The sequence below is a fragment of the Morococcus cerebrosus genome (assembly GCF_022749515.1).
Lineage (GTDB): Bacteria > Pseudomonadota > Gammaproteobacteria > Burkholderiales > Neisseriaceae > Neisseria > Neisseria cerebrosa.
Genome location: NZ_CP094242.1, coordinates 1,009,388 through 1,035,465 on the forward strand (window position 1 = coordinate 1,009,388; position 26,078 = coordinate 1,035,465).

Annotated in this window: 23 protein-coding genes; 16 read left to right on the top strand and 7 right to left on the bottom strand. The window is 44.6% G+C overall.

Annotation, left to right across the window (positions count from 1 at the left end; translation table 11 throughout):
- Positions 1-27 precede the first annotated feature (27 nt).
- Complete coding sequence (locus MON37_RS04660) at positions 28-1,563, top strand: SurA N-terminal domain-containing protein (protein ID WP_039409863.1); 1,536 nt, start codon at positions 28-30, stop codon at positions 1,561-1,563.
- A 76-nt stretch (positions 1,564-1,639) separates the two neighbouring features.
- Entirely contained in the window at positions 1,640-2,260 is a 621-nt protein-coding gene (gene recR / locus MON37_RS04665) for a recombination mediator RecR (protein WP_039409867.1), read from the top strand.
- A gap of 92 nt (positions 2,261-2,352) precedes the next feature.
- On the opposite strand, the gene MON37_RS04670 is transcribed toward recR, so the two are convergent.
- Entirely contained in the window at positions 2,353-2,637 is a 285-nt protein-coding gene (locus MON37_RS04670) for a hypothetical protein (protein WP_039409870.1), read from the bottom strand.
- Between the two features lie 213 nt (positions 2,638-2,850).
- Here MON37_RS04670 and MON37_RS04675 point away from each other — a divergent pair, with 213 nt between their 5' ends.
- The gene (locus tag MON37_RS04675; protein ID WP_039409872.1) at positions 2,851-4,101 is read left to right on the top strand and encodes a lipoprotein-releasing ABC transporter permease subunit; all 1,251 of its coding nucleotides are present in this window, start codon (positions 2,851-2,853) and stop codon (positions 4,099-4,101) included.
- The gene (lolD, locus tag MON37_RS04680; RefSeq protein ID WP_039409874.1) at positions 4,094-4,795 is read left to right on the top strand and encodes a lipoprotein-releasing ABC transporter ATP-binding protein LolD; all 702 of its coding nucleotides are present in this window, start codon (positions 4,094-4,096) and stop codon (positions 4,793-4,795) included. Before MON37_RS04675 ends, lolD begins: the two co-directional genes overlap by 8 nt.
- Before the next feature lie 181 nt (positions 4,796-4,976).
- Here lolD and MON37_RS12320 read toward each other — a convergent pair whose 3' ends face one another.
- The 5 genes from MON37_RS12320 to MON37_RS04705 all read right to left on the bottom strand — a co-directional run bounded on the left by MON37_RS12320 (position 4,977) and on the right by MON37_RS04705 (position 10,388).
- Complete coding sequence (locus MON37_RS12320; RefSeq protein WP_039409877.1) at positions 4,977-5,264, bottom strand: TrbM/KikA/MpfK family conjugal transfer protein; 288 nt, start codon at positions 5,262-5,264, stop codon at positions 4,977-4,979.
- Positions 5,265-5,289: 25 nt separating this feature from the next.
- Positions 5,290-5,805, bottom strand: a complete 516-nt coding sequence (locus tag MON37_RS04690; protein ID WP_039409879.1) for a DUF4189 domain-containing protein — start codon at positions 5,803-5,805, stop codon at positions 5,290-5,292.
- Positions 5,806-5,815: 10 nt separating this feature from the next.
- A complete protein-coding gene (locus MON37_RS04695) occupies positions 5,816-7,006 on the bottom strand; it encodes a TrbL/VirB6 family protein (RefSeq protein WP_052242840.1) in 1,191 nt (396 codons plus the stop codon).
- Positions 7,007-7,051: 45 nt separating this feature from the next.
- Complete coding sequence (locus MON37_RS04700; RefSeq protein WP_156122155.1) at positions 7,052-7,864, bottom strand: hypothetical protein; 813 nt, start codon at positions 7,862-7,864, stop codon at positions 7,052-7,054.
- Between the two features lie 73 nt (positions 7,865-7,937).
- On the bottom strand, positions 7,938-10,388 hold the full coding sequence (locus tag MON37_RS04705) for a VirB4 family type IV secretion/conjugal transfer ATPase (RefSeq protein WP_039409881.1): 2,451 nt from the start codon (positions 10,386-10,388) through the stop codon (positions 7,938-7,940).
- Between the two features lie 58 nt (positions 10,389-10,446).
- Between MON37_RS04705 and MON37_RS04710 the strand changes: the two genes are divergently transcribed.
- The 12 genes from MON37_RS04710 to recB all read left to right on the top strand — a co-directional run bounded on the left by MON37_RS04710 (position 10,447) and on the right by recB (position 23,881).
- A complete protein-coding gene (locus tag MON37_RS04710; RefSeq protein WP_242883783.1) occupies positions 10,447-10,932 on the top strand; it encodes a hypothetical protein in 486 nt (161 codons plus the stop codon).
- Positions 10,933-10,988: 56 nt separating this feature from the next.
- Positions 10,989-11,870, top strand: a complete 882-nt coding sequence (locus MON37_RS04715) for a VirB8 family type IV secretion system protein (protein ID WP_082013662.1) — start codon at positions 10,989-10,991, stop codon at positions 11,868-11,870.
- A 12-nt stretch (positions 11,871-11,882) separates the two neighbouring features.
- A complete protein-coding gene (locus MON37_RS04720; protein ID WP_039409886.1) occupies positions 11,883-12,620 on the top strand; it encodes a TrbG/VirB9 family P-type conjugative transfer protein in 738 nt (245 codons plus the stop codon).
- Between the two features lie 2 nt (positions 12,621-12,622).
- A complete protein-coding gene (locus MON37_RS04725; protein ID WP_242883787.1) occupies positions 12,623-13,840 on the top strand; it encodes a TrbI/VirB10 family protein in 1,218 nt (405 codons plus the stop codon).
- Between the two features lie 77 nt (positions 13,841-13,917).
- The gene (gene virB11 / locus MON37_RS04730) at positions 13,918-14,937 is read left to right on the top strand and encodes a P-type DNA transfer ATPase VirB11 (RefSeq protein ID WP_039409889.1); all 1,020 of its coding nucleotides are present in this window, start codon (positions 13,918-13,920) and stop codon (positions 14,935-14,937) included.
- 314 nt (positions 14,938-15,251) lie between these two features.
- Positions 15,252-15,770: a GbsR/MarR family transcriptional regulator gene (locus MON37_RS04735; RefSeq protein WP_039409892.1), complete on the top strand. Its 519-nt coding sequence runs from the start codon at positions 15,252-15,254 to the stop codon at positions 15,768-15,770.
- A 168-nt stretch (positions 15,771-15,938) separates the two neighbouring features.
- Positions 15,939-16,298, top strand: coding sequence for an NADH dehydrogenase (locus MON37_RS04745; protein ID WP_082013663.1), 360 nt, complete (start codon positions 15,939-15,941; stop codon positions 16,296-16,298).
- A gap of 88 nt (positions 16,299-16,386) precedes the next feature.
- Entirely contained in the window at positions 16,387-16,776 is a 390-nt protein-coding gene (locus MON37_RS04750; RefSeq protein WP_039409894.1) for a DoxX-like family protein, read from the top strand.
- On the top strand, positions 16,773-17,255 hold the full coding sequence (locus MON37_RS04755; protein ID WP_039409896.1) for a DUF2269 family protein: 483 nt from the start codon (positions 16,773-16,775) through the stop codon (positions 17,253-17,255). The genes MON37_RS04750 and MON37_RS04755 overlap by 4 nt, the downstream gene beginning before the upstream one ends.
- 40 nt (positions 17,256-17,295) lie before the next feature.
- Positions 17,296-18,135, top strand: a complete 840-nt coding sequence (locus tag MON37_RS04760) for an NAD-dependent epimerase/dehydratase family protein (RefSeq protein ID WP_039409898.1) — start codon at positions 17,296-17,298, stop codon at positions 18,133-18,135.
- 81 nt (positions 18,136-18,216) lie between these two features.
- A complete protein-coding gene (locus MON37_RS04765; protein ID WP_039409900.1) occupies positions 18,217-20,157 on the top strand; it encodes a PEP/pyruvate-binding domain-containing protein in 1,941 nt (646 codons plus the stop codon).
- Positions 20,158-20,245: 88 nt separating this feature from the next.
- Positions 20,246-23,881 carry an exodeoxyribonuclease V subunit beta gene (gene recB / locus MON37_RS04770; RefSeq protein WP_039409903.1) on the top strand — a complete coding sequence of 1,212 codons (3,636 nt, stop codon included), beginning with the start codon at positions 20,246-20,248 and terminating at the stop codon, positions 23,879-23,881.
- Positions 23,882-24,131: 250 nt separating this feature from the next.
- Here the strand turns inward: recB and ftsH are convergent, their stop codons facing one another.
- On the bottom strand, positions 24,132-26,078 hold the full coding sequence (gene ftsH / locus MON37_RS04775; protein ID WP_039409906.1) for an ATP-dependent zinc metalloprotease FtsH: 1,947 nt from the start codon (positions 26,076-26,078) through the stop codon (positions 24,132-24,134).

Here is a 26,078-nt window from a genome sequence, read left to right on the forward strand (position 1 = left end):
CATTAACCATTACGCCCTCAAACCAATATGTTCCATACCGTTGAAAAATATAAAACTCCCGCCCAAATCCTACTGGGTCTGATTGCGTTGACCTTTATCGGCTTTGGTGTCGAAACTGCGAGAAACACCGGCTCCGACTATATCGTCAAGGTCGGCAGCGAAAAAATAAGCGACTATACCTTGAATAATGCCGTACAGGCGGATCAGGCCGCAGGCGGCGGGCAAAGCCGCGAAGCCATATTTAGCGGGCTGGTTCAGCGTGCCTACCTGAAAGAGGGCGCAAAGATGATGGGCATAGATGTGTCTATGGATCAGGTTAAGCAGGCTATTGTCGATGATCCGGCATTTCATGATGCCAACGGTAAATTCAGTCAAGCATTGTTTACGCAATATCTGAGCCAACGCCATATGTCCGAAGACCAATTCATCGATGATTTGCGCGAGCAATTTGCCTTGCAAAATTTGATTAACTTGGTTCAAAACGGGGCAATTATCAGCGATTCTCAGGCAGAGCAGCTGATTAAGCTGACTCAGTCAAACCGTACCATCCGTTCATTTACATTCAGACCGGAAACATTTGCGGCACAAGTCAAAACGGATGATGCCACTTTGCAACATTATTATGAAGCGCATAAAAAAGATTATCTGATTCCCCAAGCCGTGAAGCTTGAATACGTTGCCCTTAATGCAGCTCATTTGGCGGAAAAACAAAGCGTCAGTGCGGATGAGGTCAAAAAAGTATTCGACGAAGAAGTTGCCGCATTGCCACAAAATGCCCCCAAGCCTGAGTTCGATAAAGAAAAAGCACGCATTGAGGCTGCTTTGAAACTTAAAAAAGCCTCCGCCGATTTTAATGCCTCCAAAGAAAAACTCGCTGAAGAAGCGTTTAATCATCCGAATTCCTTAGATGAGGCGGCGAAAAAACTAGGTTTGAAAATCGAAACTTCCGATCAATGGCTGACGCAGGCCGATGCCAAAGCAGCAGGTATGCCCGATGCGTTGACTAGCGCGGCATTCAGCGAAGATGTCTTGAAGAAAAAACACAATTCAGACATTATCAATATTGACAACAATACCGTTTGGGTCGTTCGCGCCAAAGAAGTCCGTGAAGAAAAAACAGCCGGATTTACCGAAGCGAGAGATAAAGTTCAGGCTTCCTATGTCCGTAGCGAATCGGTAAAACTTGCCGAGAAGAAAGCGCAAGAAACTTTGGCGGACTTGAAAGCAGGAAAGAACGTAGATTTACAATGGTCGCCCGTTGAGCAGTTGTCAGCACAGGACGCTCGAAAATCCATGCCGCCCGAAGCCTACAACGAATTGATCAAAGCCCGCCCTGCGAATGGCAAACCGGCTTTTGCTTTGTTGGAAGGGCTGCCTTCGCCGGTTATTATGGAAGTTCAAAGCATTGCTGCACCGGAAAATGTTTCTGCACAAATTCCCGCTGCCAAACAGGCTTTGGTACAAAACCAATCTGCCAATATATTCAGCCGGTTGCTGCAATATCTGAGTAAGCAGATTGAGCAGGTTCAAGGTTCGCAAAAACTGGATAATTCTGCCGAATAAAACGGCACATTTTAAGCAAACGGTCGGATATTCCCGACCGTTTCGTTTACAAATCCCTCAAAGGTCGTCTGAAAAAATGAGTAAATCACCCGATGCGTTGACACGCCTGATTAACGCTTTGAAAGTTCTGCCCAATGTCGGCCCCAAGTCTGCACAAAGGATGGCACATCAACTTTTGCAGCATAAACGGCAGGAAGCCCAAAATTTGGTTGAAGCTTTGCAATACGCTTTGTTGCAGGTTCAGCATTGCCGGATGTGCAACAATTTTTGCGAAAGTGATTTATGTGAGATTTGTTCGGATGCCAACCGTGATCCCTGCAGGCTGATGATAGTACATATGCCTGCCGATGTTTCCAATATGGAAACCGCCAATTGCCATGACGGACTTTATTTCGTTTTAATGGGACAGGTCAGTCCTGCCCAAGGTATGGATATTTCTCATATTTCTTTAGACAAACTGGTTGCGCGCCTGCAAAACAGCAAAGTTGAAGAAATCATTATTGCAACCAACTTTACCGCCGAAGGTGATGCGACGGCCTATGTGTTGGCAGAACTATTCAAACCTTTGCCCTATAAAGTCAGCCGCCTTGCGCGAGGCATTCCTTTAGGAGGAGAGCTTGAATACGTCGATGCTGGTACTTTGGCACAGGCAGTATATGAACGGCGTATGTTGAAAACCGATTCGATGGAAGAGTAGGGCAATCAACGCTAACAATGACAAAGGTCGTCTGAAAATGTTCAGACGACCTTTGTTATGAAAAAATGATGTAACGAAATCAATCGGATAAATTATTTACAGCTTACGCCTTGAATTTGCGGAGACGAACCGCTGCCGACTTTAAATGTACAGGTTGTCGCGCTGTTGCCGGATACGGTAACAATCTCGCTACCCGCATTCAGGCTGACAGGCTCTTTAACACCCATCCCGACTGCAGTCGCAGCCAGTTTTTGGACGTCTGCATCAGAGTAAGATGTGTTATTTGAACTAATTTTGATTTCTTTTGCGTATGAATTGGCACTCAAAGCCAAGCCGGCAGCAATGATGGGTAAAACCAAAATTTTACTGATTTTCATGAGGTTGTTTCCTTTTTTAATATCGGTAGTGTGTACCGTTTGCTCAGAATAAGGCCATATGACGGATTATGCAAGCCTCAGGGCGAAATTTACGGTACTTGGCAATTTGACCGTCGGCATTTACATACGGATGTCGGCTTATCGGAATGACTCGGACTAGGGCGGTATTTTACGGTACAATATCCGATTTTCAACATACACTGGAGCATTCGGATGGTTTCTTTGGAAACATGGATCGGACTTCGCTATCTCAGGGCGAAAAAACGCAATGGATTCATGTCGTTTATCACCATGATTTCAATTATCGGTATTGCATTAGGCGTTACCGCACTGATTACCGTACTGTCTGTAATGAACGGTTTTCAAAAGGAAATCAGAGGGCAATTACTGAATGTCGCCCCCCATGCTGAAATCGGTTATTACGATAATAGCAATGGGTTAGGATGGCAAAACCTTCGTGAAATCGTCAAAGATAAAAAAGAAGTATTGGCAAGCGCGCCTTACATATCCGATCAAGCCTTACTTGCCAATGCGGGGGAAGTCAGAGGGGTTCAAATCCGCGGTATCTTACCATCCGAAGAAAAGAATGTTGTAGATTATGGAAAAGATATGCCTGCGGGTAGTTTCGACAGTCTGAAACCCGGTAACTTCGATATTATTTTAGGAGAAGGCCTGGCTCAAGCTTTAGGCGCGGAAGTCGGAGGAAAAGTTACCGTTATCACCCCCGAAGGCAATGTTACCCCCGCAGGCGTCGTACCTCGTCTGAAACAGTTCAACGTCGTAGGCTTAGTCAAAACAGGCGTATATGAAGTAGACAATTCCCTGGCGATGACGCATATCCAAGATGCCCAAGTATTGTATAGATTGGGTGAAAATTTCGGCGGGCTGCGCCTGAAACTGGCTGATCCGCAAAATGCTCCCTCGTTTACTGCAAATTTAATCCCGCCTTCCAAAAAATATTCAATTTGGGTTAGAGACTGGACATTCAATAACCGCAGCTACTTTGAAGCAGTAGAGTTGGAAAAACGCATGATGTTTATCATCTTGACGTTGATTATCGCCGTTGCAGCCTTCAATTTGGTATCGTCCTTAGTTATGGCGGTAACGGAGAAACAAGCCGATATTGCCATTTTGCGCACATTGGGTCTTGCGCCATCAGGGGTCATGAAAATTTTCATGGTACAAGGGGCTTTTGCAGGCTTTTTTGGAACGCTTATCGGCGTGGTATGCGGCGTATTACTCGGTTGGAATGTCGGCAAAATCGTTGCATTCTTTGAAAAAATTTTCGGTGTTCACCTTATCAACTCGCAAATCTATTTTATCGACTATTTGCCCAGCGACGTAAACATGCGGGATGTGGCGGTTATTTCCTGTATTTCTTTAGGATTGGCATTCCTTGCCACACTTTATCCAAGTTGGCGTGCAGCCAAAACACAACCGGCGGAGGCCTTACGATATGAATAACAATATAGTATTGAAATGCACAAATATCGGAAAAAGTTACCGGGACGGTTCATTAAACGTACAAGTATTGAGAAACCTGAATCTTGAAGTAAAAGAAGGAGAAGGTATCAGTATTATCGGTTCGTCAGGGAGCGGCAAATCAACCCTTTTACATATTTTAGGCGGTTTGGACAAACCATCAGAGGGAAAAATTACTCTGATGAATCAGGATATAAGCAATATGTCTCAAAGACAACTGGGAGAATTGCGCAATAATTATCTGGGTTTTGTTTACCAATTCCATCATCTCTTACCTGAATTTTCTGCACTTGAAAACGTAATGATGCCGCTTTTAATCGGCAAAAAAAATAAATCGGAAGCAGAAACGCAAGCTGCCGATATGCTTGAAAAAGTTGGATTGAAACAAAGGATATTACATCGTCCAAGCGAACTGTCAGGAGGTGAAAGACAGCGCGCTGCCATTGCAAGAGCCTTAGTTACACGCCCCAAATGCCTTCTAGCTGATGAACCGACAGGTAATTTAGACAGGAAAAATGCCCAAAACATTTTAGATATGATGATGGATCTGAAAACAGAATTAAATACAAGCCTGATTGTTGTTACTCATGATGATGAGCTTGCCATGCGGTTTGAAAGAGTAATGACTATGCAGGATGGGTGTTTACAAGATAAAAATAAGAAAGTCATTTCTTAAAGTTTGATAAGCCCAAAGATTTCAGATAACGTCAGATAACTTTGGGCTTCAAGGAAAAAACACCATACGCAAAAATCATATTTTAGATTTTTTTTGATTTTACCTCTATACTGAAGCTGCAATATTTTAAGGTCGTCTTAAAACTTTTTCAGACGACCTTTAACACGGTATGAGTAGCTTACTACTTAACCAACATATCTACGAACTCATCAAATCCCGTGCGGTCCTCCATGGGACATTTTTTAAGGAAGTTGCGGCGTGCATTTATCGTATCATGCCCATATTTGTACTTGATTGAGTGGAATTTTCTCAACGATGTCGCGCATTCGGGAGGTTTGGTAGGATTAGTCAGGCACATAATTGCCTCGCAGGCCAAGCGCTCATCTCCACCCATCAGTTGGGGTGTAACGGCAAGGGAAAGGGATGGGAGTAAAAATACGGGTAGGAATAGGGAGGGTAGTGTTTTCATAGTAGCCTCGATAAAATATTTAGCATTAAAGTTCCGGAGGTAATGAACAACGTTCGGTTAGTACAATTTTACAATCTTTTGCACCAAGGGCAATGCAGCCATTCAGTGCTTCGGGTTCCGCTTCACCAACTTTACCGGCTCCAGAAACGAGAGGATATTTGTTTCCCATTTTACCTTGAGCAGCTGCCAAACAACCGTTCCTAGTCCATCGAAAAATTATGCAGTTGTTATCACCGCTTTTTTCCCTACAAGCCTTTAAAGCTTTTCTTTTAGCTTCTGCTAATGAGTTTTGCTCTAAAGCACCTGTCAAGTAATTTTTTTTTGTATTGTATGACAACGCCCCATATTTTGAAGGGACTTGGATGACAATATGTTCAACACTGACCGGAGGAGTATAGTAACCTCCCCCACCTCCCCCACAGTTTGAATTGTAACCGTAGGAGCATAATGCGGGATTATTCTGCAAGGCGCCTTGGGTCACATCGTTGGAATAGGCATTCATATTTGCCAATCCGAGTAAAACAAACATCAGTTTTTTCATTGTATCTCCTTTACGCTTTGGTATTCCTATCTTGAGTGAGAGAATTCCTGACGCCATTTGGCTCTTCGGTACTCGGGGCTTTTACTACATCCCCCCGTCCGACAGAAGTTTTTACTCCTGTGCCTACCACCATATTATTATCTATATGACCTAAGGAATCGGGAAGTGTATTTGTCAGACGATTTTGAACATTACTTTCTTTATTGTACGAAACCTCTTGTTTCGCCAAACTACTTCCGCCTATCTGCGGGGGCAGACCGTTCTGTGTAGGTGAGGAATTATTATTCCACTGACTGAACAGCGAGTATCCGTTAAAGTTGCCCATTACCCCATTAAACCAAGCTCCTGCCATAGGAGGCACGGTAATCAATAGAGCGGAGAGCATCAAACCCAATCCCAACTGCTGTGTAACGGTTTTCATAATACCTCCAACTCCTCCGCCGAGCAAAGCAGATGTGATATTGGAAACTGCATCAGTTGTCGCAATATTAGTGACCAAATCCATGGAAATATCCGCCATTACACCAAGCATCACACCCGAAAAGATAGTCGAGAGTCCATAATATAGCCATTTTTGGAATAGCGGGGCAGTCTTTTTGAAGAGCAGGCAGAGAATAAAAATAGGAGCGAAACCGACGAACAGCGCCATAGCGATGCGAAACATAATCAGCATCGTACCAGCGACAATGGCGGGACCTGCCGTACCCACACCAGCAAACCATCGTGCCTGAGTAACTTTACCTTCCAAATATTCGCTATCGGCTGTGTCGATACCATCTAACATGCCCATCATACTTTGTGTGGCAGTTAGGTTTCTGTCGATTTTACAGCCTAAAATTGCCTGTGTCTCTTGCGTCAAGCATTTGCTGCCAACATCGCTGTCACCAGTCATAATTTGAGAAATACCGTCAGATAATGTGTCAGTCAATGTACGTACACCAAATTTTCCGCCAGCAGCAACGCCAAGTGCCATAGCAACAATGAAGTAGGTCTTACCAAGGTTATATATGAATCCCTTTATGCCATCCTGACTTCTTCCGGTAACGATCATATAGCCTTGTATCATGGCCCAAATTGTGAGGAGAGATACAATAACACTAAGAGAAAGAGCTAAATTTTGGGACAGCACCTGTTCGGTAAAAAAACTTATTCGCGCATAGATATAGTCACGGATACTCGAATAAAGGAGAAAGTCTATCATAGGGGAAAGTCCTATCTTAAATAAATTTTATTCTATTTTAGTTAATCAATGCTTATTGCTCATGAATTTATTATATATTTCATTTTGATCAATTCTTTTTTGTTTAGCTTTTTCACGATAATCAGCCGCATTTGATTGTAGGGCAGTTCCTGTGACAGCTTTAGTCAATGTATTAGTATTATTGCCCGATAGTTGATCTTTAGCTATATTAGCCCGTGCCCATTTATAATGTTCGAGCAATGCGTCAATGCGTTTAATTTCAGCTTCATGCTTACTTATCATATTTCCAAGTGCATTTAAATCAACAACCGCCTGGCTTTCTGCAGTTGCCGCCATATTGCTATTATTACTAGCATTAGAATTTTGTTTACCGATAACATTTTTATTAATGTTATCAAAAGTTTCCATAGTTTCTTTTTCTATTTTCTTTAGGATTTCGAATTTACGCTTTTCTAAATCAACTGTTCTATAGCAAAATCTTTGCGAAATTTTCGTAGTAATCCTGCCACAACGTTGTCTACGCTTTTGAAACATTTCTTCAAACTCTTTTTCTTCCCGTTTATCAATCAGTTTTTTAATGCCAGGTATTTTTTCCATCTGACCCCGCACCCACTGCTTCAGTTGAGTCTCCCAGTTTGCTAGTTGAGTAACCCAATTCGCTAAAGTCGTGGCACGGTCGATTGCATCTGCAGCCCAGTTGGCTGCGTCTTGTGCTATTTTTGCACCATCAATTACAGGTAATACGTAAGCATTCGCAGCAGGCATTGAAGATGCCATTATAGTAGCTAGTGAGATAGCTGCAATCAATTGGCGTATTTTGCCTTTAATTTGCTTTTTCTTCGTTATTTGTGTTTGCATATGTTGAATTCCGTTTTTTTGTCAGGGAAACTTTTTTAAGAAGGTCGTCTGAAAAACCTCAGACGACCTTTCATCAGTCCTCATTTCTCATTGCACTAGTGACGTTTTTTTTTCCTGAACCTTTACGTTCAGAGTAAAATCGATCAAGCCACATTTGTGGCATCACTTGATCGACAGTAATGTTATTTGCAGCTGCCGTTTCTTTAACAATTCGATCCATAATATCGATATTGTCTGTGCTGGCAGAAATGACTGCTAATTCGTCATCCATACCTCGAAGATTCAGTTGACATACTGCTGAAGCATGCCCCTGTTTAACAAGGAAACACCTACTCCGCTCATCAAGGCTTTTGACGACTTGAAATTCTGATTCAGTAAGTTTTAGTCCATCGATATAATCATGCCGATCGGCATTTGGATTGGGAAGCAGAATCATGGTAGCAGTTTGTTCTATTAATGCAGCAGAAATGTCACTTTTAAGTGCATCTTCAGGTGATTGTGTCGCAAAAATACCTAACCCATTTTGCTTACGGATAGTTTTCTGTTTGTTTTTAGCAAACTCTTTTAAACCACCTTCCCCATCAAGGATCTTCCAAAACTCGTCCATTACATAGATAAAACGACGCCCATCAATTAACTCCTCCATACGATGGATAAGGTAACCTATAACTGGATCACGAACTAAGGCATTTTCGATTATATCTGTGTAATCGAAACCTATAATGTTTGCACCTACAAAATCAATCTTGTCTACAGGATTGTCAAATACCCAACCAAGGCTATTGCCATGAGTCCATTTTCGGATATTAGCGTAGAGCGAGTCATCACCAGTATTGGGAAGGGATTTTTGAAAGTTGGAAAGACTACGCAGTGAGAGAGGAGTATCAAGCATGGCACGGACAGCACGCAGGATATCGTCATCTTCTGAAGCAGAGTAGTGAGCTTTCCCGCCAAGTTGTTTCATCAGTTTGCAGAGAAACTGGACGTTCGCCTCAGTATTTTCGCATTGAAATGGATTGAAACCTGTCGGTTGTCCACTTTCTAATGCCATATATGTACCACCACAAGCGCGAACAAATATTTCAGCACCACGGTCTTTATCAAAAAAGAAAACAGTCGGTTTAGGTTCATACTTTTGAACCTGACTTAAGAGGAAGTTAATCAATGCAGTTTTACCAGTACCGGACTTACCGATAACCATGGTATTGGCAATTGCTTTTTCTCCTTCGGAATTTTCCCCTTCATGTGTAGCATGAAAATTAAAGTAGTAAGGTTGTCCATTGGTCGTTTGAAGGACGGTAACACACTGCCCCCATGGGTTATAATCACGTTTACCGGTAGCAAAGTTGTGTAATGGGGAAAGTCCGAGGAAATTCAATGAGGATAAATTAGCGATACGGGTGCGATATTTCCAATTAGCCGGTAGTTGTGCATAGTATGCTGAACACACTGCCAAATCTTCCTTAGTCGTAACAAAGCCTGCATTGGAAAGCTCTGCACGGGCAGCAGCAATATTTTGAGAAAGCTGCTCTTGAGAATCAGCATAAACTGCCAAACTGAAGTGGTATCCACCTAATACAAAATTTCCAGAAGCGAGCTGATCCATCGCATGGTCCAGTTCGGCAATTTGTGTAAAAGATTTGTCACCTGAAGAAATCATCATGCCACGAGTACGTTCGAGGGTTTTCATTGCATCGTAACGACTCATGGGGCTGAAGCTATGTGTGACAACGTATTCCATATCTAAATATTTCAGACCATTTAATACACCAGGAAAAGTACCATCAGGATACTCTTTTAGATTAAGAATTGCACCATAGTAGTTCTTATCTTCAGGTGTTCGTATAATGTAATCTCCTGTTTTTGAAGAGAATAGGTGACGACTTAATGGAAGGTAATTATATATAGGTGCAGAGAGAACAGGCACAGGCTCATTAATTCTGTTAAGAATATAACCGAACAATTCTAAGGTTTCAGAGAATACTGCTCCATTTTTTCCCTCATACATACCAAGGCGATAGGGAAGGTAGTCCTTAAGAACAGCTTCAAGATTAGTTGCTAATTCATTAAGCTTTGATATAGCTTGCTCCTGTTCAGCCTTGAGTCTATCTATATTACCAGACTTATCAGCTAATTTTTTGCCATCAACAACAGGGCGATAGATTAGTGTAAGGTAAAGCTCGTTATTCATGAGCTTTTCTTGAGATAGGCGTTGAAAATAGCAATCAGAAAGCTTTTGATTAAACGATTCATCAAATTTTGGTTTGAGAGCAATTCCGCGACGACGACGGATATCGTGTATCCAAAAAGAGATATTGACATAGTCAGGAGCCCTGAGGGACTGAAGAAGACGATTGAAAGTGTTGTGCTTATGCTCTAACTCCCACTCTTCACGACCGACAAATGGAAGTCCAACAAGATGCCATGTTGTTAGGTAATCTCCCCCCGTAGTTTTAATAACTGTGGGCGAGACATGTGTAGAAAGTGATATGAATTGACTGATAGATGCGTCAGGAGTAAACATTTTATTCGTAAGCTTATTTAGATTTAGAATATTTATTTAGAATAAATACAAGCTCCAAATGCATACCTATATACTTGTGAGGAGCTTGATTTATTCTATCTATTTTGTTTTAGGTGGATGCCGATATTCGTTAGGTGAAAAGCACCATACATCAGGAAATTCTTCGCGGTTTCGTACCTTGGTACGAAACTTAAAACGTAAACCTAGAAGACGAAAAATCATATCATCACGTTTTGTCGAGATCCCTCTGATAAAACTTCATTCATATGAAGTAACCCAGTTAGATTCTACCGTAAAAGGTTTATTAGAGCGATGGGGAGAGGAAGCTAGGATGTCGGTTATATATGACCATCCAATTGATTTTACACTATATAAAAAAGTTAAAAGTATACATGCAACTGAATTGCGAGTGGCCTTAAATGAGCTGACACAACTTTACTCAGATAAGAATATGGTTTTCTATATTCAGGATAATGTCATTATGGCCCATGGAAAGATGGAAGAGGGTGAAGGGAGTAAGTATATATCTAATAAAAAAAAATAATAAATTGAAAAAGTAAGTCAAGTGATAATTTTATTTGTAATTTTGTTTGGAATGTTATGTTTAACAAAAAAAAATATATTGAAGATGGAAGTATTCAAAAAACTCTGAAAAAATCTTTAGATTTTGAAAATACATTAGTTGATATTAGAAGGAAGAGTGAAAAAAGGGCATGGATAATTGCTGGAATTTCCACCTTCTCCTCATTGTGCCTGCTAGGGGGGCTATTCTATGTACTTCCATTAAAAGAGAAGGAGCCTTATTTAGTAATGGCAGACATTTACACAGGACAATCTACTGTTGCAAAGTTGTCAGGTAACTGGAATAGTATGGCAATTACTCAGAATGAAGCAGTAAATAAAAGCAATATTTCGCATTTTATTATCGCTAGAGAATCTTTTGATAGTCAAATCATTTATGATAATGACTGGGCAACTGTCTATTCCATGTCAGTGTCTAATGTATCTGATGCCTATCGCAATTTCATGAATAAAAGCAATCCAAATAGTCCCTTTAATATATATGGCTCTTCTCAGTCTATACGTGTGAAAATCCTGAGTATTGTTTTGAATGATAATGGTAAAGTTGATGGTCGTAACCCAAGTGCTACCGTCCGTTTTCAGCGTTTTCTCTTGAATAAAGGAACAGGCATTTCTCAGTTCATTGACAGCAATGTTGCAACACTAACTTATACTTATAATAATAATCTAAAAATGGATGAAAAATATCGGTTAAAAAATCCACTTGGCTTCCAGGTTTTATCTTATAGAGTTGATCCTGATTCTAGTGCAATACCTGATCAAGAGTTCGTAAATAATCCACCTACATCTACTTTAGTAACCCCTGATTCTAATACACAGACAGAGCCTATTAATTCTAATGGCAACGAGCAAAAAAATGCTGTTCAGGATACTTCTGTTCCGATTTCTACTGCTAAATAGGAAAAGTGAATAATGTTCAGAAAATTTAAACATTACTTAGTTTTAACTATGATTTCAACATATATAATGCATAGTCAATCATATGCAACAACAATTCAGGAGTATTTATTTGAAGAAAATAAAACATATCCTGTTTTTACAACATTGGGATTGGTTACTCAAATAGAATTAGACCCAAGAGAAGTTGTCAAGGATTTTGGGTCGGGGCTGTCCAGTAGTTGGGATTTGGCTCGAAGAGAGAATGTTTTTTACTTAAGGCCTAAGACCGAAGCTGCCGATACAAATTTAATTGTTCGTACTCAAGCTCATCAATACATTTTTGAATTAAAAGTTATTAAGGGTAATTGGAAAAAATTATCTGAAGCAAAAGAAAAGGGCGTCAATTACCAAATTAAATTTAAATATCCTGATTCTATTGATTTTGGTTTAAAGTCAAAATCTTTGGCTGGCTACAGTCTGAGATTTGATCCTTCAAGGAACTATCATACATCTTATGATGTTGCGGCAAATAAAAAATCTCAGTGGCTTATACCTTTAAAAGTCTATGATGATGGGAGATTTACATATGTATATTTGAACAAAGGAAAATTTACAGGGGATTTCCCTACAATCTATGGTAGAAAAAGCGAAGATTCTCAAGAGTTTGTTTTAAATAATAATGTAGAAGGTAATATTATTATTGTTCACGGTATCTATCCTATTTTAGTTCTTCGACATGGTGATAATGTTGTTGGGTTAAGGAGAAATTGATAATGTCAGAAAATCATAATGACAAAATTATGCAACAAAATAGTCAAAATAATAATCACGATTATAATGTTGATAATGTACAAAACTTATATAAGAGCCAATATGACCAGCAACAGCAACTAGCAAGCCTAGAGGAAAATGCTCCCAAATTGAATAGTCCTGTGGACATGGCTGTAAATAAAAAAGCTATCACGTTTATTATTTTAGCAGGATTGGGAATAACTGCCTTAGGCATATTTGTTTATCATCAGCTCAGTGACCAAGGAGAAGTTCAGCAACCTGTAAGAGCAGAAGTTGTGAGTGTTCCTGAATTACCTCCTCCTGATCCATATCAATTTGATGAAACTAAACAGGAAGTTATTTCTGTAACAGATGAACAAAAATCGGATCAAGACTCTAAATCTAGCCATAACTCCAACATGCTAGATTTAACAGCTAATGATAAAGCTATTACTCCAACCACATCCCAGCCTCCTGTACAGATTACACAACACACACCTGCGTCAGCTAATATATCCTCTCAACTACAAGGAGATGGGATTGTGAATGAGAATAAAGAACCTTTCATACAGGGAGGGGGAGAATTAGAAAATACTACTCCTGTTCAAATTAGAGCGGCTCGTTATATGCATAATAAGGATAAATTATTAGTTCAAGGAACTTATCTACGTTGTATTTTGGAAACAAAGATCGTGTCAGAGGTTTCAGGTTTTACCTCTTGTATCATTACAGAACCAATTTATTCTTCTAGCGGTAAATATCTCTTATTGCCAAAAGGATCTAAAGTTCTGGGACAATATGGTTCTAGCAATCCAACAGGGGGACGTCTAGGTGTTGTTTGGGATAGGATTATCACACCAGATGGTGTTGATGTAACTCTCAAATCTCCAGGTGTTGACAATTTGGGAGCAGCAGGTCATGTGGGTAAATTTAAGTCACATTGGCCTTCACGTTTGGGGTCTGCTTTATTGATTAGTATGATTTCTGATACTTTTCAATATGCCGCATCAGAATATGGGCCAGAGGGAAAAACTGTAACAACCTCAACATCAACAGTAAAAAATCCTTATGAAAGTGAAAGTGCTGAGACCTTAAAACGCTTAGCGATTCAACAATTAGATCGTAATAATGCTAAGCCTAATACTGTAACTATTAACCAGGGTAGTCTGATTAATATTTACGCTGCTCAGGATATTGACTTCAGCTCTGTCATCCAATAATTTAGCAATCAGTCTATCTAAGAATTTAGGAAGACTGATTTAAATTTCTTTTTATAATGAAAATTTTATAATTATATATGGAAGAATTAAGTTCAAGTATTTCAACTGATTTTTTGAATTATCAGTATGAAATTTTAGGTATTTCACCGTTTTTGAAGGATCCTGATGTAACTGAGATTTGTATCAATAAACCAGGTGAGGTATTTTTAGAAACATCCCAAGGATGGAAAAAAGTTGAAGTTGAAAGTTTAAATTTTGATAGGGCACGGCAATTTTGTACAGCTGTAGTGAATGAGAGCAATACTGGACAAAGAATTACAGAATCTGAGCCCATGGTATCATTAACCTTTCCTACGGGACAAAGGGCTCAATTTGTTATTCCACCTGCTTGTGATGCAGGAAAGGTTTCTATTACAGTTCGACTACCTTCGAAACATACTAAAAGTCTTAGTCAGTATAGTTCAGATGGTTTTTTTAATCAAATTGTTGATTTTAATAACCAACTTTCTGATCATGATAAAGAGCTATTAGATTTGAAAAATGGTAAATGCTACGAAATGTTTTTCAAGAAAGCAGTTGAGTATAAAAAAAATATTGTCGTATCTGGCGCTACGGGAAGTGGTAAGACTACTTTTATGAAAGCATTAGTAAACCATATTCCTTTGCATGAACGGTTGATTAGCATTGAAGATGCGAGAGAACTTTTTATTCCTCACCAGAACGTTGTTCATTTACTTTATTCTAAGGGAGGACAGGGTAGTGCAAATGTATCTGCTAAAAGTTGCATGGAGTCTTGTTTAAGGATGAAGCCAGATAGAATTATTCTTGCTGAGCTTAGGGGTGATGAATCATTTTATTTCATTCGTAATTGCGCGTCAGGGCATCCTGGTTCTATTACTAGTTGCCATGCAGGGAGTACAATACAAACTTGGGATCAACTGGCTTTGATGGTCAAGGCATCCCAAGAAGGAAGCGGTTTAGAGTTTGATGTAATTATGAAGCTATTAAAACAAACTATTGATATAATCGTACATATAAAAGCGTATTCAGGAAGTCGCTATATCACTGGAATTGATTTTAACCCATTAAAAAACTAAGTTTATTCGCATAATGTATATTATGTAAAATTATTTCGGTTGCAACCTTATTTTTATGTTTTATAAATATTTTCTTACTTACAGTTAAAGTCGTTTGAAAATTCAAATTTCAGACGACTTTCTGTTTTTAGAGTTGTTTTTTATCGCGTTTTACTAATCTGTTCTTGATAATCCTAGGCCGAAAGCGCAAACAGCACTGTTAATTTCTAAAATAAACTATCACACTAGAAAAATCATTTTTCGAGAGATTTTTCGCTATAAATAAAATTTTCTGTATTGACAGAAATAAAAGACAAAAATAAAATACCCTCACTATGAAACTGAATCCGACTACTGAAAAATTCATCCTCCACTGGGGCGAAATGGGCACCAAATGGGGCGTCAACCGTACCGTTGCGCAAATCCACGCCCTGCTCTATATCTTAGGCAGACCGATGAATGCCGAAGAAATTACCGAAACGCTCGGCGTAGCGCGCTCCAACGTCAGCAACAGCATCAAAGAGCTGCAAAACTTGAGACTGGTGCATACCGTGCATATTCTGGGCGACAGGCGCGATCATTTTGAAACTTCAGACGACGTCTGGACTTTGTTCCGCACCATCGCAGAAATGCGTATGCAACGTGAAATCGAACCGACGCGGCAATTTTTGCAAAGCCTGATCGACAGCCCTGAATTTAGTCAGGAAAACGAAACCGCCAAGCAGCGAATCCGACAAACCCATGATTTCATCAGTACGCTGACCACGTGGGCAAATGAAATGTTGAAGCTTTCCACCTCAACCATGGTGAAAATTTTAAAAATAGGCGCCGGAATACAAAAATTTTTCCGATGATGCCAATCAAATGGTTTTTTATAGTGGATTAAATTTAAATCAGGACAAGGCGACGAAGCCGCAGACAGTGCAGATAGTACGGCAAGGCGAGGCAACGCCGTACTGGTTTAAAGTTAATCCACTATAATATACCCAACCTGGTTTCTCTTACGCAATCATAGGTGTGTTATGACGCATTCAACAGATGATTATTTCGACTATCCGAGAGGCAGAGTCATCACCGTTTATGCTGCATCTACGGTATTTTTTGCATTTAGTATCGGCTACTATGCTTTATTCTTTACCGTACCTGCCCTAATTTGCGGTTTGATCTTAAGCTTGACGTCTGCATATAGAGACTTACGCGGCCTTATCCGGGCAATCATAACCGGATCATTATGCGGTTGCCTATATCTTTTACTGTTTGGCGCAGATTTTGTCACCAGCCTCCTAGCCGGCGTGGTAATAGGCGGTACTTATTCTTTTATTGTTGGCGTTTTGAGCTTGCCCAATCCTCCGGGAGAGGATGATATTCAGGAACCTGCCTAATTTTTTACCTTTATATTTCTCTTTTGACAGAAATTTTAGAAATTAAAGGCTAAATATAAACAAACCGAAATGAAATTAGGAAACCAATATGTCCGACAAAACTACACACACTCTCCCTGCCTACCTGTCTTACTCGATGGGGCTGCTATGGCTGTGGAGCGGCACTCAACCTCTGTTTTTCATGCCCGAAATGTCATTGGATTTGCTGCATTCGGTCGGCATTCCCGATCCGTTGCAATGGCCGACATTAATCGCCGCTTCACTGCTGGACATCGGTTTTGCCTTTTTATGCTTCAGCCGCTTTCGCGCCCGTTCCGAAATATGGCTGCTGCAATTGCTGACCGTCGCGGCATACAGCCTGATTATTGCTTTCAGGCTGCCCGAAATGTGGGCGCACCCTTTTGCGCCTTTGGTAAAAAACCTGCCGATTATGGCTACTTTATTTTTCCTGTATCAATCCGTAGGAGATAAAAAATGAACACCTATTTAATCGTTAAAACCCTGCACATCATCTCGGCTACCTTAATGGTTGGCACCGGTTTTGGTACAGCGTTTTACCTCTTTTGGGCAAACCGCAGCGGTTCGGTCGCCGCGCAGTCGGTCGTATCGCATTGGGTCATCAAAGCAGATTGGTGGTTTACGACCCCCGCCGTCATTTTCCAACCCTTGTCCGGCTTATGGATGCTGTACGAACGCGGCTATACCGTTTCCACCATGCTGGAACAAAATTGGGTATGGATGACGCTCGGTTTATACATCCTTGCAGGCATTTGTTGGCTGCCCGTTGTCTGGCTGCAAATTCGCATGGCCAAGATTGCCGAAAAAGCGCATAAAGAAAACGCAGACACCATTCCGGAACCCTATTGGCGTTACGCCAGATGCTGGGAATTGCTGGGCTATCCCGCCTTTTGCGCCACTATCGTGATTTACTTCCTGATGGTGATGAAACCGATTTAAAGATTTTCAGACGACCTCAGCAACACCATAAAGAAAAACCATGAACATCATCATTTTCGGAGGCAGCGGCTTCATCGGTAGCCGTACCGCCCAAATCTTAAAAGAACAAGGTCACCAAGTTTGCACGCCCGACCGCCGCGCCTTCGATTTTCTTCATCCTGACGAAACCGCCGCACGCCGTTTATTAGAGGGGCAAGACGTCCTCATCAACTGCATCGGCATCATGAGCCGTCATGCCGAAATACTCGAAACCGTACACCACCGTACGCCCAAACAACTCGCCGCATGGGCAAAAACAGCAGGCATAAAACACTGGGTGCAACTATCCGCACTGGGTGCCGACCCATCTCAATCCATCAACTTTGTCGGCAGCAAAGGACGTGGAGATGATGCCGTCGCCCAAAGCGGCATCCCGATTGCCATAGCCAGACCATCCGTCGTTTACGGGCGAGGAGGAACCAGCTGCGAACTGTTCATCAAATTAGCCCGCCTCCCTTTACTTCCCCTACCGGAAGGCGGACGCTTTTACTTACAGCCCGTCCATCTTGCCGATGTTGCCGAAGGTTTTGCAAAACTGGCTGTACAAACCGACGCCGGCCACAGCATTATCAATATGACCGGCGGCCAAACGCTGACCTTGGCGGAATACCTGACCACCCTCCGCCAAACCCTGCACCACAAACCGCCACAAAATATCCTGCCCATCCCCCTGCGTCTGATTGACCCTGCGCTGCCGTTGGCAAACCTCCTCAGCAACAGCATCGTCAGCCGCGACAGTTTTACCTTACTCGAGCAAGGTTCGTGCGCCGATTATTCCGATTTTGCAGCTTTACTGGGGAGAGAACCATTAGCCGCAGAAAACTTTTCCCGTCAAAGTTGAAAACTCTATACACATATGCACTTGAAAATTAGGTTTCGGACGACATTTACCTGCTAGAATAATCTTTTTATTCCCGACATCATGAAAACTGCCGTCTGCCTTTCTCTGATTCTTTTGTTAGTTGGGTGTCAACCTGAATCCGAAGTCGTCGACACGGCCGCGCCGACCGCGCGCAAGCCTTCTTATTTTGAGTCCGACAAACGCCAAGCCGCCACGCCGGTCAAAACGCAAACGCCCGCGCTGCCCGCCATCCGCAGCCGCGCCGATTTCGACCTGCTTTCGCGCGTTTACGAACAAGACAGCGAATACGAAATCCCGCACGTCCTCTTCCTTATCGACCGCGAAGACAACAACCGCACCGACTACATCAACACGCCGAAATACCGTCTGCACGAAACCTATCTCGCCGAGATTTTGAAGCCGATGCCGACGCGCAAAGAATTGTTCGAACAATACCGCAGCCCGAACCGCCGCTTCCTGTTCGGCACCATCAGTTGGCAGAACAGCACTCAAGAATACGTTTACGAATTTTGGGAAGGCGACAAAATCACGCCCGAATTGCTGAAATTGGCAGAAGGTCGTCTGAAAGACAGTTTCTTCGCCCCGCTGCGTTACAAAACCAATTCCCTGTGGCAGGAAACCGTTGCCGCGCAAAGCAAAGTCCCCTTCGTCACCCAAGAAAGCCTGATACAGAATTTCCCTTATTTACCGTTGCACAGGGGGAAAGCGGTAGGCACATTGCGCGTCATCACTCAGGAAGACGACCTTTACGATGTCGGTGCGGACGACATCATCATTTTGAAAGAAGTGCCGCTGGTGTTGCCGCCCGTAGCAGGCATCATCAGCGAAAAACCGTCCACCGCGCTGTCGCATGTGAACGTCTTGGCGCGCGGCTGGGGCATTCCCAACATCTACCTCAAAGACGCGGAAAAAATCCTCGCCCCCTATATCGGCCGCCGTATCGAATTGGCAGCCGACGCAAAACAATACCGGGTCGCCCAAACCAACCGAAACACAGCCGCCAAAACATTTTCAGACGACCTCTCCCTGCCGCAGCCCGACACTGCCGATTACAACCTGCGGCCGCTTGCCAACTTACGCCGTGAAGACAGCCGTTACTGCGGCAGCAAAGCTGCCAACCTCGGCCATATCCGCGCCCATATCGCAGGCAGCAACGTCCCCGACGGATTCTGCATCCCCTTCGCCTACTACCGCGCCATGATGGACAAACTCGGCATCAACGCGGCAACACTGGCGCAAATCGAATCGCAAAGCGGCGGCGACAACCGCAAACGCCGCACCGCCCTGCTCGCCTTGCAGAAAAAAATCACCGATGCCGAAATCCCGTCCGAATGGAAACGCACCTGGGCGGAACAATGGCGCAGCCAATTAAACAGCAAAGGCGTGTTCGTCCGCAGCTCGTCCAATTCCGAAGACCTGCCGAATTTCAGCGGCGCAGGACTGTACACCACCGTGCCGAACGTAACCGGCGAAAACGCGCTGGCAGAAGCAGTGAAACAGTCTTGGGCTTCCGTCTTCAATTACAGCGCGTACGAAGCCCGCCGCATCGCCGGACTGCCGCACGACAGCGTGAAAATGAGCGTCTTCGTCCAGCAAAGCATCAATGCCGACCTCTCCGGCGTACTCGTTACCGTCAATCCCTACGATACCGCGCAGAAAAACACTTCCTACATCGCCGCCAAACGCGGGCTGGGCATTCGCGTAGTCGAAGGGAAACGGGTGGCGGAACAAGCCGTTTACAACCGTCGCAACGACGCCGTACAACGCCTCAGCTCCTCCAACGAAACCACCGCGCTGCAACTGGATGAAAACGGCGGCGTCAGGGAAGTACCGATAACCGGCGGCAACGTCATGAACCACGACCAAATCCGCCGCCTCGACCAAGCCGGCCAGCAAATCAAACAGCTTTTCGGCAACAGCGAACAAGACATCGAATGGGCTTTCGCAGGCGGCAAACTCGTCATCCTTCAGGCAAGGCCTTATTTAAACGGCGGAAACTGAGAACCAATCTAAAGCACAAAAGCAAAGTCATAGCGAGCTGATTGTTATCTCCATATCCTGTTGTTCCTTAACCTCTCCTTCTTTTATCATGTCAATCACCATTCCAGCCTTCGATCCCCTAAGCATCCCTATAGCAGGTACCAATCTGATTGAAGCTTCTGCCGGCACGGGCAAAACCTACGGCATTGCGGCTTTGTTCACGCGTTTGGTCGTGCTTGAGCAGATGCCTGTCGAAAGCATTTTGACCGTTACTTTTACCAAGGCGGCAACGGCGGAATTGAAAACCCGTTTGCGCGCACGTTTGGACGAAGTATTGCAGGCTTTGGAGAGCGTGGAGGATACGGACAATCTTTCAGACGACCTTGAAGCATACTGCCAAGACAATCATCCGGGCGATGTGTTTCTGACCGGTTTGCTCAAACAAGCATTGGCTCAAGAAAGTCGGACGCGGCTGATTGTCCGCCTCAAGGCCGCCATCGGACAATTCGACAACGCCGCGATTTATACCATTCACGGCTTCTGCCAACGCATTTTGCGCGATTATGCGTTTTTGTGCCGTGCGCCTATGGATGTCGAGCTGACCGAAGACAACCGCGACCGCCTGCTGATTCCCGCTCAAGATTTTTGGCGCGACCGCATCGTCAATCATCCCGTTTTGGCGAAGCTGGTATTTCAACGCCGCCAAACGCCGCAAACCATGCTGGCGGCAATACAAAAGTTCGTCAGCCGTCCGTATTTGGTTTTCAGACGACCCGAAGCAGACCTAGTCGCCGCGCAGGAAAACTTTCGGAAAACATGGGAAAAAGTGCGTTCCAAACTGGACGCTTTAGAAGCAACATTCTGGCGCATCCGTCCGATATTAGATGGCAACTCATATCGTGAAAAAACATTCAAAACCGTCTTTCTCGAACTCCAATCCGCCTCTCAATCCGATGCCCTTCCTTCTTTTAGCAAAACGACGGCAGAAAAGCTGCCCATGTTTGCCGTAGAAGCTTTAGCGTCCAAGGTCAAAAAAGGCAACACTCCCGATGCTGCCGCCTTTGCTGATTTGCAGATATTGGCGAATCTCGGCGCAGACTCGGCTGCCATTGCGCAAGCCGAAGAAGAGACGCTTACCCTGCTCCACCTCGACCTGCTCGACCATCTTAATGCCAGTCTGAGCGAACAGAAAAAAACCAAGCGCGAACGCGGTTTCGACGATTTGCTGCTTGATGTTTATGACGCATTGACCGACAACCCGCAGGCAGATTCATTGGCTCAGGCGGTGGCGCAAAACTGGCGCATCGCCTTGATTGACGAATTTCAAGACACCGACCCGCTGCAATACGAGATTTTCCGAAAAATCTTCATCAGCCAAAACAAGCCTTTATTCCTAGTCGGCGACCCGAAACAAGCCATTTACAGCTTTCGAGGCGCCGACATTTACGCCTATCTGCAAGCCGCAGCCGACGCGCAACACAGTTACACACTGGCAACCAATTACCGCAGCCATGCCAAGTTGATTAACGGCATAGGCGCATTGTTCCGCTGCAAAAACCGCCCTTTCGTCTTGGACGGCATAGACTATACCGAAGTCGGCGCCGCACGTTCCGAAAGCCGGCTTTCGCCGCCCCAAACTGCCATACAGATACGCTGGCTCAACGGCAAAGACGACGAAGTGCTCAACAAAGACATCTTGCGCCGCCGTGCCTCCGAATATTGCGCCGACGAAATCGCCCACACGCTCAACGAAGCTGCCGAGGGTCGTCTGAAATTCAAAGACAGACCGGTCGTTTCAGGCGATATTGCCGTCTTGGTCAGGACGTTTAACGAAGGCGTGATGGTGGCAAAAGCACTGAAAACGCGCGGCATACAAAGCGTTTTGCTCTCAAGAGAATCGGTTTTCACCACGCCGGAAGCCCTTGCCCTTGCCGCGCTGTTGGATTATTGGCTAAATCCCGGACAAATCGGCTCGCTGCGCTTCGTCTTGTCCGGCACATTGTTCGGCTACGACGCGCAAGCCCTGTATCAACTCAACCGCAACGAAGCCGAATTATTAAACTGGATAAACACCGCCGCCGAATCCGTCGCCATTTGGCGGAAAAGCGGGATTTATGCCGCGCTGCAACACTTCTCCTCGTTGCACGGCATCGAAACCGGATTGCTTGCACGAGGTGACGAGCGCGGCCTCACTAATTTCCATCAGCTTTTAGAGTGCCTCTCCGAAGAAGAAGGACAAAGCCTCAGTCCCGCTGCCCTACATCAATGGCTCAACGACCAAATCAGTCTGGCGCAAGACCGATCTGTCGGCGAATCAGGGCTGTTACGGCTTGAAAGCGACGAAGCACTGGTCAAAATTGTCACCATGCATGCCTCCAAAGGTTTGCAATATCCTTTGGTCTATTGCCCTTTCGTTTGGGACGCGAAAGACATGAAGCCCGCCGATTGGCAAATCCTCCACACTGCCGACCACACTACGGAACTGCTTGCCAAATCGCAACTCAACGATGAAGACCGCATCCACCTTGCCGACGAAGAAATGGCAGAACGCCTGCGCCTGCTGTACGTCGCGCTGACCCGTGCCGAAGAGCAGCTTGTCCTTTATGCCGCCCATTGCGGCGATACCGCCGATTCCCCTTTTGCCTACTTGCTTGAAGGCAGCGCCGACAGCAATCGGGCGGATACCCGCCGGGCCTATGACCAGGAACGCAAAGCAAACAAAGCCCTAGGCGAGCTGCAAATGCTGAAAAACAACTGGCTGCGTTTCCTCAACAATCCCCCCGAACATACCGACTTCAGCTTTTCCGAAGACGCGCCGCAACCCACTGCCGCGCAAAACCGCCATCTTTCAGACGACCTCTATCAAGCCGCCGTTATCCCCGCCCGCGGATTTCAGTTCATCCGACATACCAGCTTTACCGGCCTGAGCCGCCAAGTCAAAACCCGAGACGACGAACGCGAAGAATTACAACCCGCACTCGACCCCGCAGAAACCGCCGCCGAAACAGAAAGGTCGTCTGAAACCACCCTCCCCGTTTCGGACGACCTCACAAACACCGACATCCACCATTTCCCTCGCGGCGCCAACGCCGGCGTCTGCTTGCATGAAATGTTGGAAAAATTCGACTTTGCCCAAAGTGCCGAAAGCCAAAGCAGCCTGATAGCCGAAACCTTGACCCGCTACGGCTTCGACCCGCTCTGGACAGATGCCGTCAAACAAATGCTCGACACCTGCCGTAAAACGCGCCTTGTTGCACAAAGCCTGTCTGAAATCCCACCCGAGCGCTGCCTTCCGGAAATGGGATTTACCCTCTACACCGAAGACTTCAAACTCCATGACCTTCGCCGCTGGTTTGCCCGCGAAAACAGCTCACTGCCACCGGAATGTATCGAAGCCGCAGAAAGATTGGATTTCCAAGACGTACAAGGTTTTCTCAATGGCTTCATCGACATGGTCTGCCAAGATTCAGACGACCTCGTATGCATCATCGACTACAAATCCAACCATCTGGGCGACAACGCCGAAGCCTATACGCAACAAGCCATGAACGAAGCCGTAGCAGACCACCACTACTACCTGCAAGCGCTCATCTACGCCATCGCCGTAGCCCGCTATTTCAAACTGCGCGGCAAACCGTTACCCAAAATCGCCATCCGATACCTCTTCCTGCGCGGATTGGACGGCACGGATAACGGCATCTGGCAATGGGACTTGGATACCGAATCCTTAGCACAATGGCTGTAAATGGAATGAAAAAAGAATTAAAAATATGCGCCCCTGATGGAGCGCAATATATAAGGTCGTCTGAAAACACACACATAAGTGTTTTCAGACGACCTTTGCTTGCTTACTGTTTGTAGCTTCCTAGCCTTGTCGTGATTTGAAATTAATCCAATATCATTTAAAGCCAATCGCTGCACTTCTCCTCATTGCCAGTCGGCGCATTTATAATCAAATAAAAACAGCAGCTTTAATAAGCTGCCGTTTTCCATATTTATGATTTATTTGCCGAGTCTTCAAAAGACTCAATCGGAGCAGATTCCTGAGCAACAGTTTGAGGTTTAGGCTCTGGTTCGGATGGTTCCGCATTATCCTGACGTATATTGTGGCTGAAATCTTTAGGCGGGCTAGGTTGTTTGCCTGCCATAATTTCCAACACTTGATCACGATCGATGGTTTCCCAATCCATTAAGGCTTTGCACATGGTCTCCATTTTATCGCGGTTTTCATCAAGGATTTTGTAGGCCACCTGATATTGCTCGTCCAAAATACGGCGTACTTCAGCATCAATATCTTGTTGCGTTTTTTCGGAAATGTTTTGAGAACGGGTAACGCTGCGTCCCAAGAACACTTCGCCTTCATTCTCCGCATAAACCATTACGCCCATTTTATCGCTCATCCCATAGCGCGTAACCATTTCGCGCGCTATTTGCGTAGCACGTTCGAAATCATTGGACGCGCCGGTGGAAATACGGCCGACGAAGATGTCTTCGGCAATACGACCGCCGAACAAGATGGAAAGCTGGCTCAGCATTTGGTCTTTGTACATACTAATACGGTCGCGTTCTGGAAGCTGCCAAGTCAAACCAAGCGCACGGCCGCGCGGCATAATGGTCACCTTGTGGACAGGGTCAGTAAATGGCAGGCTTTCGGCAACAATCGCGTGACCAGCTTCATGGTAGGCAGTCGCACGTTTTTCGTCTTCATGCATTACCATGCTGCGGCGTTCGGGACCCATATAGATTTTGTCTTTGGCATCTTCGAAATCGCTTTGATCAACTTTGGTTTTATTCCGACGGCCTGCAAACAGGGCGGCTTCATTAACCAAGTTAGCCAAATCCGCACCGGAAAAACCGGGAGTACCTCGGGCCAAAGAACCCAAATCGACAGATGCATCCAAAGGCACTTTTTTTGCGTGTACTTTCAAAATCTGTTCACGACCACGGATATCGGGTAGTGGAACCACCACTTGTCGGTCGAAACGGCCGGGACGTTGCAAGGCGGGATCTAATACGTCCGGACGGTTGGTTGCGGCAATGACGATAACGGTCTGATTACTTTCAAAACCGTCCATCTCGACCAAAAGCTGGTTCAAGGTTTGTTCGCGCTCATCATTACCACCGCCCAAACCGGCACCGCGCTGACGGCCGACAGCGTCGATTTCGTCAATAAAAATGATACAAGGGGCGTTTTTCTTCGCTTGTTCAAACATATCGCGCACGCGGCTTGCACCGACCCCGACGAACATTTCAACAAAGTCAGAACCTGAGATGCTGAAGAACGGTACGCCTGCTTCGCCTGCAATGGCTTTTGCCAACAAAGTTTTACCGGTACCCGGGCTGCCTGCCAGTAAGATACCGCGCGGAACGCGTCCGCCCAAACTTTGATAACGGCTTGGAGCTTTCAGGTAATCAACGATTTCCTGCACTTCCTCTTTTGCCTCATCGCAACCGGCAACATCGGCAAAGGTAACTTTGTTGGCATCTTTGTCCAGAAGACGGGCACGGCTTTTACCGAAAGAGAATGCGCCCCCCTTACCGCCGCCACCGCTTTGCATACGCATAAAATAAAACCATGCGCCAATCAGCAGCAATACCGGCAACAGGCTGTAAAACAGGCTGGCGAGCATGCTTGGTTTTTCTTCGGGGATAACGTTGACGCGGACTTTATTGTCCAAAAGCGTTTTAACCAAATTATCGTCCAAAGGCGCATTGGTGAAGAAAGAGGTTTTATCGGTACGCTCGCCTTTAATCAGATAACCGCTGACGACTGAGCCTTCGATATTGACATTGGCTACTTCACCGTTGTTTACCTGTTGGATAAATTGAGAGTATTCGATTTGCTGCTTGTTTTCCTGCTTGCTGGTCAGAGCATTGAACGCAGCCATCAAGCCGACGCACAAAGCAACCCAGAGCAGAATTGACTTAAAGGTATTCCCCAC